Genomic DNA, 17,019 nt, shown 5'->3' with positions numbered 1-17,019 from the left:
CGTTCGGGCGGATTGATTGCTGGCTTCGCGCTTGAAAAGCCGCCATATGACCGCATAATCGATGAAACTCGGGCCCGCTCCAGACAAGAACGACAAGCGGCGCGGGGTTTTCGGGGTGGGTATTTCGGGAGGCATATGTGCCGTCAGGCTACAAGTTCGTGATCGTGGACGATCACCCGCTTTTTCGTGGCGCGCTCAAGCAGGCGTTGTCAGGCATAGACGGTGTCGGCACTATTCTTGAAGCCGGCGACTTCGAGACGGCCAAAACGGTCATCACCGCGAATGAGGATGCCGATCTGGTGCTGCTGGACCTGTCGATGCCGGGAGCCAGCGGACTGTCCGGATTGATCTCGCTGCGCGCCATTCATTCCGCTATCCCGATGGTGGTCGTATCGGCGCATGACGACCCCGAAACCATTCGCCGCGCGCTCGAACTCGGCGCCTCTGGCTTCATCTCCAAATCCGCCAGCATGGAAGACATCCGCAGCGCCGTCCGCACGGTGCTTTCGGGCGGCATCGCAGCACCTGCCGGCGTCGATCTCGGTGTCGAGCGGGACCCCGAGATTTCAGACCTGATCAAGCGATTGCAATCGTTGACGCCGCAGCAGACCCGGGTGCTCGGCATGCTTGCGGAAGGGCTGCTCAACAAGCAGATCGCCTATGAACTCTCGGTATCCGAGGCGACGATCAAGGCACATGTGTCTGCCGTGCTGCAGAAGCTCGGGGTCGATAGCCGCACACAGGCGGTTATCATGCTGTCGAGGATCGGCAGCGATCCGCTGCCGGTTGCATAGAAAACAGAGACTATCGTTGCCGTCTATTCCGCAGCGGGCGTCATCTGACGCAGGCGCGTCATCATCGAACGCAGGGCGGCGGGCTTGACCGGTTTGTTGAGCACCGGCACGTCAAGCCGATCGGCCGCGGCCCGGACTTCGTTGGAGCGGTCTGCTGTCAGAAGCATGGCGGGGATTTGGGCCGCAAACATCGCGCGCAGCCTGACGATGACGTCGAGACCGCTTTCGTTATCCAGATGGTAATCGGCCAGGATAATATCCGGAGCTGCTTTCGGCCAACCGACATTGAATGCGGCTGAGCCGGAATAGGCCTGTACCTCGCATCCCCATCCCTGCAACAGCAGGCGCATACCTTCCAGAATCCGGGTGTCATTGTCGATGCACAGTACCCGCAATCCATTCAGCGCACCGATCACCGGAAGGCGCCGCCGGACTTCTGCGACCGGACCTTGTTTCTGCGCCTTGGCGATGGGCAGCAGGACGGAAAACCGCGTCCCTTTCCCCCGGCCGGATTCTATCTGGATTTCCAGGCGCAGCACCCGGGCGATGCGATCGACTATGGAAAGGCCCAGCCCCAGGCCATGCGCCTCGCGCGCGCCTTCGTCGAGACGGGTGAATTCACGAAACACCATCTCGAGCTTGTCGACGGGTATCCCTATGCCGGTATCGAAGACCTGGATTTCGGCCAGATTGCCACGCCGTCTGACCCCGACCAGCACACGGCCATTGCGGGTGAACTTGACGGCGTTGGAAACCAGATTTTGCACCAGTCGGCGCAGCAGGTTGCGATCCGTGTTCACTGACAGCGATGACGGGACGACGATCAGCTCGAGGCGCTTTTCTGCCGCCAGCGGCTGAAAGTCGGTGGCGATGCGCCGCAGGATTTCGTCCAGCCGAAAAACCGTCGCGACAGGCTTCATGGCGCCGGCGTCGAGCCTGGAAATGTCGAGAACCGCGCCCAATATCGCCTCCACCGATTCCAGCGAGGAATCGATATTGGCGGCAGCATTGCTGAATTCGTTCTTCTTGCCGGTCTTTTCGATCAGCGAAGAGCAATAGAGCCGGGCAGCGTTCAGCGGTTGCAGGATGTCATGGCCGACGGCGGCAAGGAAGCGCGTCTTGCTCTGATTGGCTTCCTCGGCCAGCATCTGCGCCTGCGCCAGTTCCTCATTCACGCGCGTCAGTTCTGCAGTACGGCTTTCCACGCGCTGTTCCAGCGATTCATTGGCGCGCTTGAGCGCGAGATCCGCCGCCACACGCGCCGAAATATCGGTATAGGTCGCGACAATGCCGCCATCGGGCATGAGGTTCGAGCGCAGTTCAATGATGCGACCGCTGGTTTTCAGTTCCATCTGCCATGGGCTTCCGAAACTGGTCAGCCGGTCGAGCGCAGCCACCCGCGCCTCGGCAACGATATCGCCGCGCGCCACGAGATGACGCAATATCTTGTCGAGTGAAACGCCGACCTGGCCCATGTCGTCGGGAAGATCGAACAGCGAGCGATACTGCCGGTTCCAGCAGGTCAGCCGGAAATCCTTGTCGAAGACGGTGATCCCCTGCTCCATCTGGTCAAGCGCGATCTGCAGCAGATCGCGATTGTGCTGCAGGGCTTCGGTGGCGTCGTCGAGCAGGCGGAACGTATCTTTTGACGTCCCGTCATTGCGCCTGAACAAGAGCGACAGGATCAGGCGGGCCGAGGACGATCCGACCGCGCTGGCCAGAAGCTGCTCGGAAAAGCGCACCACGGCGATGCTGGCCTGTTCGTTGCCATTGAGTTTTACGCCACCGGTGTTCTCGAAGGTCTGGAATGAGCGCTCGGTGCGCTCCACGCCCAGATAGCGCGAGATCGTGTCCTTCAGGTCGTTGACGGTAATGGCGGTGCGGAAGCGGCGCAGGCTTGGCATCGGGTTGGTATCACGCGGGACGAAGATCGAGGCCTGGATGCGTTCCAGCGGCGTGGAGGCACGCGAGAGCGACCCCAAAATCAGGCAGATCGTGTTGACCGTCAGGCTCCAGAAGACGCCGTGGTTGAGCGGCTCGGCGACGAGGCCGAACAGCGCTTGCGGCCGCAGTGCCTCGATCCCGAACGGGCCTTCGGCAAGGATGGCGCTGTCCGGTGCGACAAGGGTCGGCAGCAGCAGCGTATAGGTCCAGACGCCGAAACCTCCCGCCATGGCAAGGCCCGCCCCCCTGGCATTGGCGCCGCGCCAGATCAGGCCGCCGAAGAAGGCCGGGGCAAACTGAGCGATGGCAGCAAAGGACATCAGGCCGATCGAGGCCAGCCGCGTGCTGTTGGTGCCTTCGCGATAATAGAGGAAGGCGGCAAACAGGATCAGGAAGATGGAGGCGCGCCTGATGTTCAGAATCAGTGTCGACCAGTCCTCGTTCTCTCCGGCCTCGGATTTGACCAGGCGGCGCCGGACGAAGAGCGGAATGACGAGATCGTTGGAGATCATGATCGAGAGGGCAACGCTGGCGACGATCACCATCGCGGTCGCTGCCGAAAGGCCACCGATGAAGGCCGCTATGGCCATGATGTTCTGGCCGCCGAAGAGCGGCACCGACAGCACATAGAGGTCGCTGCTGGTACGCGAACCGACCATGACCAGCCCGGCAAAGGCGATGGGCAGCACGAACAGGTTGATGACCACCAGATAGAGCGGGAACACCCAGCTTGCCGTGCGCAATTCGGCTTCGCTGCGGTTCTCCACGATCATGACGTAGAACTGCCGGGGCAGCATGATGATGGCAAAGCCGCTGATGGTGGTAAGCACGAGCCAGGTGCCGAGCGAGGTCTGGTAGTCCATCGCCTGCTGGACCTCGGCATTGGCCGACAATATTTCCATCATGCCGCTTGGCCCGTCGAAGACGATGAAGGTGACTGCAAGACCAACGGCGAGGAAAGCCGCAAGCTTGACCACCGATTCGACCGCCACGGCCAACACGAGGCCGTTCTGATGCTCGGTGGCGTCGGCATGGCGGGTGCCGAACAGGACCGCAAACAGCGCAAGCAGCATGGCCACGATCAGCGAAATATCGCTGACGAAGGGATCGAAGGACGGCCGCGAGCCGCTATAGTGCTCGATCATCAGGCTGACCGAACTCGAAATCGCCTTCAACTGCAGGGCGATATAGGGGAGCGTGCCGATCGTCGCGATCAAGGTGGCGAGCGAAGCGACCGCAAAGCTCTTGCCGTAGCGCGCGCCAAGGAAGTCGGCGATCGAGGTGATGTTTTCGGCCTTGGCCAATTTGACGATGCGCCTGAGCAGCGGAAAGCAGAAGACGAAGACCAGAACCGGGCCAATATAGATGGCGAGGAATTCCATGCCGCGCTCGGAGGCAAGGCCCACCGAGCCGAAGAAGGTCCAGGACGTGCAATAAATGGCGAGGCTGAGCGCATAGATATAGGGTCTTGGCCAGCTTGCGCTCCGCATCGCCCCACGACGGTCACCCAGACTGGCGATCGCAAACAGCAGCGTCACATAGGCGATAGCGATGATGACGATCACCCAGCCTTGCACGCTTCGCCACCTCCATGTCCGACTTGTCCGGAACGCTTGCGCACAGAGGCAATCACAGCCGGAAAGCCTTGTCCATCGGATTGGTGGCGCGGGGACTGCCGGGTTGTATCTGCGGATACTAATTTAGCGATTTTCGATGAAAATCCGCCTCTATTTTGGTCGTTTTGCAATCTGAAGTTTTTGTTATGATGACTTTACCGGCCGGCATCACAAGCGGCGGGCGATATGGTCGCGCGGTCGTCAGCTTAAGGAGGACACAGTGTTAAAGGAATTCCAGGAATTCATTTCCAAGGGCAATGTGATGGATCTGGCGGTTGCCGTCATTATCGGCGCCGCCTTCGGCAAAATTGTCGAATCACTGGTCAACGACATCATCATGCCGATCGTCGGCGCGATTTTCGGCGGACTCGATTTCAACAACTACTTCTTTCCCTTGTCGTCAGCCGTCACCGCAACATCGCTCGATGCCGCCAAGGCGCAAGGCGCGGTTTTCGCCTATGGTAGTTTCGCCACCGTCGTCCTGAACTTCCTTATCCTCGCCTTCATCATTTTCCTGATGGTGCGGACCGTCAACAATATGCGGCGCCGCCTTATCGCCGAAAAGCCGGCCACACCGGAGGCACCGCCTGCCGATATCGCCTTGCTGACGGAAATTCGCGACCTCCTGGCCAAGCGATAGTTTTCGCCGACCGATCCTGCGGTTGCAGGGTCGCGGCAATTGCCAACCATAGCCAGCCCTGGCCCATAAAAAGGCCGGGGCTTTTCAGTTCCGACGAGCGGCGAAAGCGTGTAGCACTCTGACACGACCATTCAGTGAGGCCGCCATGACCCTCGTCGAACATCTGCGCACCGAAGCTCGGCTCGCTCCCGAAAGCGGCATTGTCGCCCTTGCCAATTACGGCCGCGGTCGCGACGGCTTGATCCCGCTATGGGTCGGCGAAGGCGATTTGCCAACCCCGGCCTTCATCGCAGACGCCGCCACAAAGGCGCTAAATGCCGGTGAGACCTTCTACACCTGGCAACGCGGCATCCCTGAATTGCGGCAGGCGCTCGCCCGTTACCACGCCCGTCATTTCGGACGGCACTTTGCCGACCAGGAATTTCTGGTGACCGGCGGCGGCATGCAGGCAATCCAGCTTGCGCTTCAGGCGACGGCGGGTGCCGGCGACGAGGTCATCTACCTGACCCCGGCCTGGCCGAATTTTGCCGGTGCAGCCGGCATCGCCGGCGCGCGCCCGGTCGGCGTGCAACTCGATCACTCCGACAATGGCTGGATGTGCGATGTCGGCAAGATCGAGGCGGCTATCACGCCGCGCACCAAGGCGATATTCCTCAACAGCCCCTCTAACCCGACCGGCTGGACAGCCGATATCGACACGCTGAAGGCCGTCCTCAAGCTTGCTCGGCGGCACGGGCTCTGGATCATCGCTGACGAAATCTATGCCCTGTTTTACTTCGACGGGGCACGCGCTCCCTCCTTCATGGACATCATGGAGGACGAAGACCGTATCCTGTTCGTCAACACCTTCTCCAAGAACTGGGCGATGACCGGCTGGCGCATGGGCTGGCTGCGCGTGCATCCCTCGCTGCAACAGACATTCGAAAACCTCATCCAGTATTCGACGTCAGGCGTTGCTCCGTTCATGCAGCGCGGCGGCGTGGCGGCCCTTGAGCTTGGCGACGACTTCCTTGCCTCGCAGATCGAGAGGGCGAAGCAGGCGCGCGATCTGATCTGCGGCATATTGGGTGAAACCGGACGAGTGCGCCTCAGCGTTCCGCAGGGCGCCTTCTACCTGTTCTTTGCGGTGGATGGGGTCGCCAACTCCCGCAGCGCGGCCTTCGAGATCGTCGACAAGGCCAATGTCGGGCTGGCGCCCGGAACGGCATTCGGTGACGGCGGCGAAGCCTTCTTCAGGCTGTGCTTCAATCGAAGGCTGGATCAGCTCGAAGAGGCTGCAACGAGGCTCGCCGGCTGGATTCGCACGATCTGATTTCTATGGGTGTCGGCCGCCAGTGGCGGCCAGGACGGACGATCTTTTCAGCCGCCCGACTTGGGCACCAGCAGCGAAACGATCCGCTCGCTTTCGGCAACCGAGGTCTGGCCCTCGGTACGATAGGGAATACCCAGCGCGTTCCAGGTCTCGACCAGCGCATCCTTGAGCACATCGATCAGGGCATCGTTGTGGAAAGGCGTGGGCGTGATGCGCAGACGCTCGGTGCCGCGCGGCACCGTCGGGTAGTTGATCGGCTGGATATAGATGCCGTGGACGCCAAGCAGGCGATCGGTCGCCATTTTGCAAAGCTCGGGGTCGCCCACCAGGATCGGTACGATATGGGTGGCCGAAGGCATGACCGGCAGGCCCACCGAAGCAAGCACCTCCTTGGTTCGTGCTGCCTGGCGCTGTTGCGCATCACGCTCGGCTTGCGAATTCTTGAGGTGCCGGATCGACGTGGTGGCAGCCGCAGCGATTGCCGGCGGCAAGGCGGTGGTGAAGATGAAGCCCGGCGCATAGGAGCGCACCGCATCGATGATGGCGGTCTTTCCGGTGATGTAGCCGCCGAGCGTGCCGAAGGCCTTCGCCAGCGTTCCCTCGATGATGTCGATGCGGTGGGCCAGGCCTTCGCGGTCGGTGATGCCGCCGCCGCGCGGGCCATACATGCCCACGGCATGGACCTCATCTATATAGGTCATCGCGTTATATTTTTCGGCGAGATCGGCAATCTCCTTGATGGGGGCGATGTCGCCATCCATCGAATAGACGGACTCGAACACGATCAGCTTGGCGCGCTCACGCCCGGCCGCCTGCAACAGGCTTTCCAGATGCGCGACGTCGTTGTGACGGAAAATCTTCTTTTCCGCACCGGAGCGGCGCACGCCCTCGATCATCGAGGCGTGGTTGAGCTCGTCGGAAAGAATGAGGCAGTTGGGCAGCAAGCGAGCGATCGTGGAGATCGACGCTTCATTGGAGATGAAGCCCGAGGTGAACACCAGCCCGGATTCCTTGCCGTGGAGATCGGCAAGCTCGTGCTCCAGCTCGACCAGCGGATGGTTGTTGCCGGAAATATTGCGTGTGCCGCCAGCGCCGGACCCCATCTTGCCGGCTGCCTCCTGGAAGGCTCTGATGACGTCTTCATGCTGACCCATGCCGAGATAGTCGTTGGAGCACCAGACGGTGATCTCCCGCTTCTCGCCATTGTTGCGCCATATGGCCTGTGGGAAGGAACCGACGATTCGTTCAAGATCTGCGAAAACACGATAGCGCCGTTCGGCATGAATCTGGTCTATCGCTTCTTCGAAAAAACGCTGATAGTTCATCTCGGCTTCCCAATTTTGGCTGGGATCATAAACGCAAGCTCGTCATTTCGTCTATTACCGCATGACGGTCAAATTGCCACGCTGCACTTTGGTGTAAGTGCGGGCACGAAATGCCGCCCGTGGTTGTGCTGTTCAGAGCTGCGGGAGCACTTTCGCGATTGTCCCGATAATTGTAGATATTGCCGCAAAATGGAGGCTCATATGACCGTATTGGTGACCGGCGGCGCCGGCTATATCGGCAGCCATATGGTGTGGGAACTGATCGACGCCGGCGAAGAAGTCGTCGTCATCGACCGCCTCTCCACGGGATTCGACTGGGCTGTCGCGCCCGAGGCAACGCTTGTGGTCGGCGACGTGGCCGACAGTGAGCTTGTTACTTCGATCATTCGGGAATACTCCGTCGACGCCATCATCCATTTTGCCGGCTCGATCATCGTCCCGGAATCGGTTGCCGATCCGCTCGCCTATTACGAGAACAATACCTGCAAGACCCGCTCGCTGATCGAAACCGCCGTGCGCGAGAAGGTGGGCCACTTCATCTTTTCATCGACGGCGGCGGTCTATGGCACTGCCGGGCTGGAGCCAGTTCGCGAGGACGCCCGCCTGGCACCGGAATCACCCTACGGCACCTCCAAGCTGATGAGCGAATGGATGCTGCGCGACGCGGCGATGGCGCATGATTTGCGCTATACCGCGCTGCGCTATTTCAATGTCGCCGGGGCCGATCCGAAGGGCCGCACCGGGCAGTCGACGCCGGGCGCCACCCATCTCATCAAGGTCGCCTGCGAGACGGCGCTGGGCAAGCGGGCATCCATGCAGGTGTTCGGCAGCGACTATCCGACGCCCGACGGCACCTGCATGCGCGACTATATCCATGTCAGCGATCTGGCGGCCGCGCATCGGCTTGCGCTGCAGCGGCTGCGCGATGGCGGCGACAGCCTGGTCGCCAATTGCGGCTACAGCCATGGCTATTCGGTGCTGGAGGTGATCGAAAGCGTGCGCCGCGTCTTCGGCAAGGATTTCGAGGTGACGACCGGACCCCGCCGCGCCGGCGACCCAGCCGCGATCGTTGCCAATTCCGATCTTGCCCGCCGCGAATTCGGCTGGAAGCCGGAGCATGACGATCTTGACGGCATTGTCGGCGATGCGCTTTCGTGGGAAAGAATACTGACCGGCAAGAACACGCGATAGCATTCGGCCGGACCCCGTCCGGTCCGGCCATGGCGTGGCCGAGGGAATTTGAGGGGCTTGATGAAAATCCTGGTTCTGGGCGCAGGCGTCGTCGGCACTGCGGCCGCATACTATCTAGCGCGTGACGGCCACGAGGTCACGGTGATCGAGCGTCACGATGGGCCGGCGCAAGGCACGAGCTACAGCAATGCCGGACTGGTTTCGCCCGGAGACGCCTATGCCTGGGGCTCCCCTTCCGCGCTCAGGACCTTCATTAAATCGCTCTACACGCCCGATCTCGGCATAAAGCTGAGGTTGCGCGATCCCTATCTGCTTGCCTGGACATGGCGTTTCCTGCGCCAGTGCACACAAACGCGTGCTAACGCCAATACCGAAGTGAAGCTGCGGCTTGCGCTTCATGCCCGTGACTGCATCAATGAGATCACTGCCGATACGGGCATCGATTTTGACGAGCGCCGCAAGGGCATCGTCTATTTCTACCGTACCCAGCAGGGCCTCGATACAGGCGCTGAGCACTTCCGCTATATCGGCGAGCGCGGCCTTGAAATGGAAGTGGTGGACCGCAAGCGGTTGTTCGAAATCGAACCCGGCCTGGCGGACTCAGGCGACCGGATTGCCGGCGGCATCTATTCGCCGATGGACCAGACCGGCGATTCCCTCCTGTTCACCACGCGGTTGGCACAATGGGCAACAGATCGGCTCGGCGTGACTTTCCTTTATAACAACGAGGTCAAGGGCCTCGATATCGCCGATGGGCGCGTGCGCACGGTTCGGGCGGCCAATGGTGCGATCGCATGCGACGCCGTCGTCCTTTCCATGGGCCCGGAAAGCGGCGTTTTCGCACGACGCCATGGCATCGACCTGCCAATCTATCCGATCAAGGGCTATACGGCGACCATCCCACTGGAGGACCCCGCCAAGGGGCCGACGATGGGCGGCGTCGACGAGGACCGCTACGTCGCCTATTCGCGCATCGGCAATCGCCTGCGGCTGGCCTCGACGGCGGAATTCGCGAGCTTCGACAGAAGCCACCGGCCGAGCGATTTTACCCGGATGTTCCGATCGGCGCATGAACTGTTCCCGGGCGCCGTGGACGACAGGAAGGCCCAATGCTGGGCGGGGCTGCGGCCGATGATGCCGAGTTCGGTGCCGGTGATCGGGCCGACGCGCCGCTATGCAAACTTCTATCTCGACACCGGCCACGGCCATGTCGGCTGGACAATGGCTGCCGGTTCGGGAAAATTCCTGGCCGACGTCGTGGCCGGCCGCAAGCCTGACATCGACCCGCAAGGCCTGGTGCCGGTGAACTGAGGCTCGGGCAATGGGACCGCAGATCGCCATCGACCTTGGCTGCATAGAGCGCAATGCAAGGACCGTTGTCGATTTGTGCAATCGCTCGGGCATCAAGGTGTTTGGGGTCACCAAGGGCACCTGCGGCATGCCGCAGGTGGCGCGCGCTATGTTGCGCGGGGGCGTTGCCGGCATAGCCGAATCCCGGTTCGAAAACATCCGCCGCCTGCGCGACAGCGGCATTTCCTGCCCGATCATGCTTTTGCGCAGTCCGCCAATGGCCCGCGTCGAGGAAGTGGTGCGCACCGTCGACATCAGCCTTCAATCAGAACTGGCGACGATCCGCGAAATTGCGCGCGTGGCCGAGCGCATGGGCCGCATCCACGACATCATCGTGATGGTCGATCTCGGCGACCTCCGGGAAGGCATCTGGCCCAACGACCTCTTGCCAACTGTGGAGAAAATCCTGGAACTTCGTGGCGTGCGCATCGCTGGCCTCGGCACCAACCTCACCTGCTTCGGCGCCATCGTACCGACGGAGGAAAATCTTGGCCAGCTCGTCGCCCATGCCTACAAGATCGAACGGCTTACCGGCGTCGGGCTGGACTGGGTTTCCGGCGGCAATTCATCCTCGCTGCCTTTGCTGAAAGCGGGACGCATGCCCGCCGGGATCAACAACCTTCGGATCGGCGAGGCGATCCTGCAAGGCGGCGTGGACGCTTTCCGCGCCGACCCGTGGCCGGAACTTGAGACCGATGCCTTTCGTCTGACGGGAGAACTGATCGAGGTCAAACTCAAGCCGTCGCTGCCGATCGGCGAAGCGGGCTTCGACGCCTTCGGCAAGAGGCCGCTCTTTGTCGACGAAGGCGACCGGCTGCGTGCCATCGCCAATATCGGGCGCGAGGACACGATCGTTGAGGGTCTGACCCCGATCCAGAAAGGCGTGAGGGTTCTCGGCGCATCGAGCGACCATCTCGTTTTGGATGTGACCGATGCCGACCCTGCGCTTGCGGTCGGAGACAGCGTCAGCTTCCGCATGGACTATGGCGCTCTGCTGACGGCGATGACCTCGGAATATGTAGAAAAAACACCGATACAGGACACCGAAACCATTGCCCCGCCCAAGGTGGTCGTGATCGACGCAGAGCCTGCAGCCTCGCAATTGCTGGTACGCTACGCCATCGACGCTCGCTTGCAAGCCATGGACTATGACGTTGCAATGACCGGGGACGGAGAGGCCATGTCGGATACGTCCCTCCGGCTTTCCGCAGGCGAGGACAGGCGGGTCGCTTTGCGCGCCGTGGCCGCCTCGGCACGCAACGCCGACGCACTCGGGCTGATCTGGATCGACTCGATTGCCGCACTCATGCCGCCAAACACAACACCGGATCTGCGACCAGATTTCTCGGCGCTTACGCGCCTGCTCGGCCTAGACGGAAGACTGGGGGCCGCCCAGCCGCAGCTTTCGCCGGAAAACGTCGTCCTTGTCGGGCTGCGCCATGCCGACCCGGCCGAAGCCCGCCTGCTGAAAAGCTCCCGCATTTCGGTCTTCACCATGGCGGAGATAGACGCTTCGGGCATGCGCGACGTGATGCGCGAGGCGCTGAAGGTCGCTTCATCGGGCACGCGCGGTTTTCACGTCAGCTATTCGCCGAGCGCAACCGAGATGCATGGCTGGAGCAAGGGGGCCGGCGGGATCACCGTTCGCGAGACCCATCAGGCGATGGAAACAATAGCCTTGAATGGCGGCATGATCTCGATGAATGTTTCAGGCCTGACCCGCGACCTCGACGAGCATATCGCCTCCGAAGCGGTGAATTTCGTCATGTCCGCATTCGGTAAGCGCATCCTTTAGACGAGATAATAACTTGATCCATCTCTCCATTGGAGCATGATCCTTCCCGAAAGCCGGTTCCCGCTTTCGGCATCATACTCCAGGATCAACACCACAATGGATTCTTTCCGCTTCAACACGACGTCGTCCATCATCTTCGAGGCAGGGGCGGCCGGCCGCCTCGGCAGGCTTGCCGGGCCCGGCCTCGGCGGCCGGGTGCTGTTGGTCACCGATCCGGGCCTGCGCAAGCTGGGGCTGTGCGATCATGCGCTGCGCTCGCTGGAGGATGAGGGCATTGCGGTCACGGTCTTCGATGCGGTCGAGGCCGATCCGTCGCTGGCAACGCTCAACAAGGCGGTCGAGGCCGGGCGGGCGGCCTCGGTGGCCGGTGTCGTCGGCTTTGGCGGCGGCTCCTCGCTCGATGTCGCCAAGCTTGCCGCCCTGCTGATCGGTTCGGGCGAGGTTCTGGACGAAGCCTGGGGCGTGGGCAATGCCAAGGGCCCGCGCCTGCCCTTGGTGCTGGTGCCGACCACCGCGGGCACCGGCTCGGAAGTCACGCCGGTGTCCATCATCACGGTGGGTGCGGAGGAAAAGCGCGGGGCGTCGTCTCCCATCATCCTGCCCGACATCGCCGTGCTGGATGCCGAACTGACGCTCGGCCTGCCGCCGGCGATCACCGCCGCCACCGGCATCGACGCCATGGTGCATGCCATCGAGGCCTATGCCTCGAAGAGCGCCAACAACAACCCGCTGTCGCAGATGCTGGCGCGGCAGGCCTTGCGGCTGCTCGGCGCCAATATCGAGAAAGCGGTGTTTGACGGCAACAACGTCGAGGCGCGCGGCGCCATGCTGTTGGGTTCCATGCTGGCCGGGCAGGCCTTCGCCAACTCGCCGGTGGCGGCCGTGCATGCGCTGGCCTATCCGATCGGCGGCACCTTCCATGTGCCGCATGGGCTGTCCAATGCGCTGGTACTGCCGCATGTGCTGCGCTTCAACGCGCCCGAGGCCGCCCATCTCTATGCCGAGATCGCCGCCGATGTCTTCCCGCATCTGGAGCGCGAGCAGGACATCCAGGGCCGCTGCGCCGCCTTCATCGCGGAACTGGCCGCGCTGGCGGGCAAGCTCGGCCTGCCGCCGCGCCTGCGCGATGTCGGCATCGGCGAAGAACATCTGGCCAAGATGGCGGCGGATGCGATGAAGCAGACGCGGCTTCTGGTCAACAATCCGCGCGGGCTTTCCGAGGCCGATGCGCTTTCCATCTACCGGGCGGCATGGTGAGGTGATGAGCGAGCGGCCTGCCCCCTCGACGCGCGACGCCTACAGGGCCTTCCGCACCATTGCCACCCGCTGGCTGGACAATGACATTTACGGCCACATGAACAACACCGTCCACTACACGCTGTTCGACACGACGGTGAACGGCTGGCTGATCGACAACGGCCTGCTCGACATCGGTGGCGGCGCGCGCATCGGCCTGGTGGTGGAAACCGGCTGCCGCTATTTTGCCGAGATGGGCTATCCGGACCTGATCACCTCCGGGCTCAAGGTGGCGAAACTCGGCACCTCCTCGGTGCGCTACGAGATCGGCCTGTTTCGCAACGACGCGCAGACCGCCGCCGCCGAAGGCTTCTTCGTCCATGTCTATGTCGACAGAAACACGCGACGGCCTACGCCCATCGACGCCAGGCTGCGGAGCGCGCTGACGGCCATCTCGGTTCAGGAAAGCGCTTTGCCGCCATCCGAAAGGGGGTAGAGTGGCCTAATCGATATCCGGCCCACGGCGCTGTCAAATCCGCGCCGAAAGAGGCCACCATTGGGGAATGCGGCGGCCCCGCCGCCGGAGGATGGATTGAGGAAGGAGACCGCAATGTCGAAAGTCATCAAGGGCGGCACCATCGTTGCCGCCGACAGAACCTATGAGGCCGACATACTGATCGAAGGCGAGAAGATCACGGCGATCGGCAAGGACCTTTCCGGCGATACGGTGGTGGATGCGCAGGGCGCCTATGTGATGCCGGGCGGCATCGACCCGCACACCCATCTGGAAATGCCCTTCATGGGCACCACGGCAGCCGAAACATGGGAAAGCGGCACTTTCGCCGCACTTTCCGGCGGCACCACAACCGTCGTCGATTTCGTCATCCCAGGACCGGACGGGATGCTGGCGGCACTGCAGGAGTGGGAAGGCCGCGCCACGCGGCAGGCTTCATCAGACTATTCCTACCATATGTGCGTCACCAGCTGGTCGGAGCAGGTCTTTTCCGACATGGCCAAGGTGGTGGAGCGCGGCATCAACACCTTCAAGCATTTCATGGCCTATAAGGGCGCGCTGATGGTGAATGACGACGAGATGTTCGCCTCCTTCCAGCGCTGCGCCGCCCTTGGCGCGCTGCCGCTGGTTCATGCCGAGAACGGCGACATCGTTGCGGCCCTGCAGCAGAAATATATCGATGCGGGCGTGCCCGGCCCGGAGGCTCATGCCTATTCCCGGCCCCCGGAAGTCGAGGGGGAGGCAACCAACCGCGCCATCATGATCGCCGATGCCGCCGGCGTGCCGGTCTATATCGTGCACACCTCCTGCGAGCAGAGCCACGAAGCCATCAGGCGGGCACGCCAGAAGGGAATGCGCGTCTATGGCGAGCCGCTGATCCAGCACCTGACACTGGATGAAAGCGAATATCAGAACCCCGACTGGATGCATGCCGCCCGCCGGGTGATGTCGCCGCCCTTCCGTGACAAGCGCAATCAGGACAGCCTGTGGGCCGGGCTGGCGGCCGGCTCGCTGCAGGTGGTGGCGACCGACCATGCCGCCTTCACCAGCGAGCAAAAGACGCTCGGCCTCGACGACTTCCGCAAGATCCCCAACGGAACCGGTGGGCTGGAAGACCGGATGCCGGTGCTATGGTCGCGCGGCGTGGAAACGGGTCGCCTGACCATGAACGAATTCGTCGCGGTGACCTCTACCAATATCGCCCAGATCCTCAACATCTATCCGCAGAAGGGCGCTATCCTGCCCGGTTCGGATGCCGATCTCGTCGTCTGGGACCCCAAACTGTCGAAGACGATCTCGGCCGCCAATCAGAAGTCGATCATCGACTACAACGTCTTTGAGGGCTTCAAGGTGCGCGGCCTGCCACGCTACACGCTGTCTCGTGGCGATATCGTCTGGTCGGAGGGGCAAAATTCGATGCCGCAGCCCGGACGCGGCAAGTTCATCAAGCGCCGCCCTTTCCCTGCGGTCAATCAGGCGCTGTCGAAGTGGAAGGAAATCACCGCCCCGCGCGCCGTCACCCGGTCGGCGGAACATATGCCGATCGGCGTGTAGGCACGACGGCAGGACTGTCGAAACCAAACACCCGGCGAATGTCTCGCCGGGTGTTTGGCATAGCGGCAAAGTGGCGCAGAGTGTGTTCTTGGGGCCGCTTCCAGTCCGAAAAGACCAGCCCCAAGGGGCCGCCAGGACCAGGCCGAGCCCAGAACTCGCCTTATGTGCGCATATTGGAGTCGCGCCGGCTCGGCCCCGGATAAAATGATATATGTAAAATATATCTATTAAGGCGCAAAAAATGAGTGCTCTGGAACTCACACAAAAGCCATCACAATAATCGCGCCGATCACGATCATGATGAGGCCACCGATAAGCATCGGTAAAAGAGAATTTTCTGTACCACCGCCACGCACGTGATCAGCGCTGCTGACAATTGCCTTGTTCCTGCCGAATTCCTTTTCCATTGTACTTATCTCCCACATAATATACTTGGAAGATTTTCCTCCAAGGTGCCATTACCTGAAGTATGCATAACTATATAAGGATCGACAACTACTATATCGCGCTGCACGGATGTGGGAAAAAGCGGCCTACAAGTCGCGCCGCCAGCTTTTTTTGCCTATCTGAAGGTTCGCGCGGCCAGCACGATGCGTGACAGCGCCGTGTAGAAAGTGAGTGCCGCAAAGCCGTAGGCGATCGGTGCAAACCACTGCGGCAAGAGGCAGAAGGCGACGAAGACGGCGAGCGTTTCGGTGGCCTCCGCCAGCCCGGTTGTGAAAAACAGCGACTTTGCTCCCCGCGCCTCGCTTTCCAGACCGCGCTTTTCGGCCATGACAGCGTAGGCGAGGAAACTCGCTCCGTTGACGTAGAAGGAAAACACCAGAACCGCGCCGGCAACCGCATTGACCGCCGGGTCCGCCAGGGCAAAACCGATCGGAATCGCGCCGTAGAAGGTAAAATCGAGGACTATGTCGAGATATCCACCAAGATCAGTCTTGCCCCTCACCTTGGCGACAGCACCGTCAAGCCCATCGCCCAACCGGCTGACGAGCAGAAGCCCGAGACCGGTGAGGAACCAGCCCTGGGCAATGAAGGCCGCGGCGGCAATTCCAACGGCGAAGGCGGCAAGCGTCACACCATTCGCCGAGATGCCGGCGGTGGCAATTCGACTGCCGGCCGCATCGAGAATGGGGTCGAGATGCCTGCGTGCCCAGCCGTCCAGCATGGGGAAATCTCCTGAATGACGAAGGCCGGCGTTTACCGTCTGGCCCAAGCTATTAGAAACGATGGGCTTTCGTGCAATAGAAGGAAACAGCCTGCCATGCGGAAATCACAATCAGGCCGATGATGGGTATGAACTTCATTGAACCCAGCAGGGCCGAGACGGAGTGACGAGCCATGTATAGCACCACGACCTATGGCATCGAAGTGACCGTCGAGCCGTTTTACCTGGAAGACCGCTCCGATCCGCAAGACAGCCGCTATGTCTGGGGATACCGTGTAACGATTGCCAATCAATCCGACGAAAGGGTGCAACTCCTGTCGCGCTACTGGCACATCACTGACGGATTGGGGCGGGTGGAGGAAGTGCGCGGTGCCGGCGTGGTCGGTGAACAACCGGAACTCGGCCCCGGCGACAGCTACCAATATATGTCGGGCTGCCCGCTCTCGACCCCTTCGGGCATCATGGTCGGGCGCTATACGATGCGCAATGCGCGAGACGAACTGTTCGACGTCGACATCCCGGCCTTTTCGCTCGATCTGCCGACGCCGAAGACCGTGAATTGAGGTCGCAGATCCTCCGG

General features: G+C 61.7%; 14 protein-coding genes. 10 read left to right on the top strand and 4 right to left on the bottom strand.

Going from position 1 to position 17,019, the window contains the following annotated elements; genetic code table 11:
- Nucleotides 1–137 precede the first annotated feature (137 nt).
- Nucleotides 138–794, top strand: a complete 657-nt coding sequence (locus EET67_RS01440) for a response regulator transcription factor (RefSeq protein ID WP_128624416.1) — start codon at nt 138–140, stop codon at nt 792–794.
- Nucleotides 795–817: 23 nt separating this feature from the next.
- On the opposite strand, the gene EET67_RS01435 is transcribed toward EET67_RS01440, so the two are convergent.
- A complete protein-coding gene (locus tag EET67_RS01435) occupies nt 818–4,315 on the bottom strand; it encodes a hybrid sensor histidine kinase/response regulator (protein WP_128624415.1) in 3,498 nt (1,165 codons plus the stop codon).
- 259 nt (nt 4,316–4,574) lie between these two features.
- On the opposite strand from EET67_RS01435, the gene mscL reads away from it, so the two are divergent.
- Nucleotides 4,575–4,994, top strand: a complete 420-nt coding sequence (gene mscL / locus EET67_RS01430) for a large conductance mechanosensitive channel protein MscL (protein WP_128624414.1) — start codon at nt 4,575–4,577, stop codon at nt 4,992–4,994.
- A 145-nt stretch (nt 4,995–5,139) separates the two neighbouring features.
- Nucleotides 5,140–6,306, top strand: coding sequence for a pyridoxal phosphate-dependent aminotransferase (locus tag EET67_RS01425; protein WP_128624413.1), 1,167 nt, complete (start codon nt 5,140–5,142; stop codon nt 6,304–6,306).
- Between the two features lie 47 nt (nt 6,307–6,353).
- Here the strand turns inward: EET67_RS01425 and hemA are convergent, their stop codons facing one another.
- A complete protein-coding gene (hemA, locus tag EET67_RS01420) occupies nt 6,354–7,631 on the bottom strand; it encodes a 5-aminolevulinate synthase (protein WP_128624412.1) in 1,278 nt (425 codons plus the stop codon).
- Nucleotides 7,632–7,832: 201 nt separating this feature from the next.
- Here hemA and galE point away from each other — a divergent pair, with 201 nt between their 5' ends.
- From galE to hydA, 6 genes are all read left to right on the top strand, one after another.
- Nucleotides 7,833–8,822: a UDP-glucose 4-epimerase GalE gene (galE, locus tag EET67_RS01415; protein WP_128624411.1), complete on the top strand. Its 990-nt coding sequence runs from the start codon at nt 7,833–7,835 to the stop codon at nt 8,820–8,822.
- Nucleotides 8,823–8,882: 60 nt separating this feature from the next.
- Nucleotides 8,883–10,133 carry a D-amino acid dehydrogenase gene (locus EET67_RS01410; protein ID WP_128624410.1) on the top strand — a complete coding sequence of 417 codons (1,251 nt, stop codon included), beginning with the start codon at nt 8,883–8,885 and terminating at the stop codon, nt 10,131–10,133.
- Between the two features lie 10 nt (nt 10,134–10,143).
- Complete coding sequence (locus EET67_RS01405; protein ID WP_128624409.1) at nt 10,144–11,967, top strand: alanine racemase; 1,824 nt, start codon at nt 10,144–10,146, stop codon at nt 11,965–11,967.
- Between the two features lie 96 nt (nt 11,968–12,063).
- Nucleotides 12,064–13,224 (top strand): iron-containing alcohol dehydrogenase, encoded by a 1,161-nt coding sequence (locus EET67_RS01400; RefSeq protein ID WP_128624408.1) that lies wholly within the window; start codon nt 12,064–12,066, stop codon nt 13,222–13,224.
- 4 nt (nt 13,225–13,228) lie between these two features.
- On the top strand, nt 13,229–13,699 hold the full coding sequence (locus EET67_RS01395; protein ID WP_128624407.1) for an acyl-CoA thioesterase: 471 nt from the start codon (nt 13,229–13,231) through the stop codon (nt 13,697–13,699).
- Nucleotides 13,700–13,813: 114 nt separating this feature from the next.
- Nucleotides 13,814–15,271, top strand: coding sequence for a dihydropyrimidinase (hydA, locus tag EET67_RS01390; protein WP_128624406.1), 1,458 nt, complete (start codon nt 13,814–13,816; stop codon nt 15,269–15,271).
- Between the two features lie 257 nt (nt 15,272–15,528).
- Here hydA and EET67_RS25490 read toward each other — a convergent pair whose 3' ends face one another.
- Nucleotides 15,529–15,678: a hypothetical protein gene (locus tag EET67_RS25490; RefSeq protein WP_165899748.1), complete on the bottom strand. Its 150-nt coding sequence runs from the start codon at nt 15,676–15,678 to the stop codon at nt 15,529–15,531.
- 155 nt (nt 15,679–15,833) lie between these two features.
- Nucleotides 15,834–16,439 carry a CDP-alcohol phosphatidyltransferase family protein gene (locus EET67_RS01385; RefSeq protein ID WP_128624405.1) on the bottom strand — a complete coding sequence of 202 codons (606 nt, stop codon included), beginning with the start codon at nt 16,437–16,439 and terminating at the stop codon, nt 15,834–15,836.
- A gap of 173 nt (nt 16,440–16,612) precedes the next feature.
- Here EET67_RS01385 and apaG point away from each other — a divergent pair, with 173 nt between their 5' ends.
- Entirely contained in the window at nt 16,613–17,002 is a 390-nt protein-coding gene (gene apaG, locus EET67_RS01380) for a Co2+/Mg2+ efflux protein ApaG (protein ID WP_128624404.1), read from the top strand.
- Nucleotides 17,003–17,019: the final 17 nt, after the last annotated feature.

This window comes from Borborobacter arsenicus (assembly GCF_003934165.1).
In the GTDB taxonomy this organism is placed as follows: Bacteria; Pseudomonadota; Alphaproteobacteria; order Rhizobiales; family Rhizobiaceae; genus Pseudaminobacter; species Pseudaminobacter arsenicus.
This window is presented reverse-complemented; position numbering and strand designations above follow the sequence as displayed.

Coding starts and splice junctions, on each gene's coding strand:
- EET67_RS01425 (WP_128624413.1), top strand. CDS start 5,140: ATGACCCTCGTCGAACATCTGCGCACCGAAGCTCGGCTCGCTCCCGAA.
- hemA (WP_128624412.1), bottom strand. CDS start 7,631: ATGAACTATCAGCGTTTTTTCGAAGAAGCGATAGACCAGATTCATGCC.
- galE (WP_128624411.1), top strand. CDS start 7,833: ATGACCGTATTGGTGACCGGCGGCGCCGGCTATATCGGCAGCCATATG.
- EET67_RS01410 (WP_128624410.1), top strand. CDS start 8,883: ATGAAAATCCTGGTTCTGGGCGCAGGCGTCGTCGGCACTGCGGCCGCA.
- EET67_RS01405 (WP_128624409.1), top strand. CDS start 10,144: ATGGGACCGCAGATCGCCATCGACCTTGGCTGCATAGAGCGCAATGCA.
- EET67_RS01400 (WP_128624408.1), top strand. CDS start 12,064: ATGGATTCTTTCCGCTTCAACACGACGTCGTCCATCATCTTCGAGGCA.
- EET67_RS01395 (WP_128624407.1), top strand. CDS start 13,229: ATGAGCGAGCGGCCTGCCCCCTCGACGCGCGACGCCTACAGGGCCTTC.
- hydA (WP_128624406.1), top strand. CDS start 13,814: ATGTCGAAAGTCATCAAGGGCGGCACCATCGTTGCCGCCGACAGAACC.
- EET67_RS25490 (WP_165899748.1), bottom strand. CDS start 15,678: ATGGAAAAGGAATTCGGCAGGAACAAGGCAATTGTCAGCAGCGCTGAT.
- EET67_RS01385 (WP_128624405.1), bottom strand. CDS start 16,439: ATGCTGGACGGCTGGGCACGCAGGCATCTCGACCCCATTCTCGATGCG.
- apaG (WP_128624404.1), top strand. CDS start 16,613: ATGTATAGCACCACGACCTATGGCATCGAAGTGACCGTCGAGCCGTTT.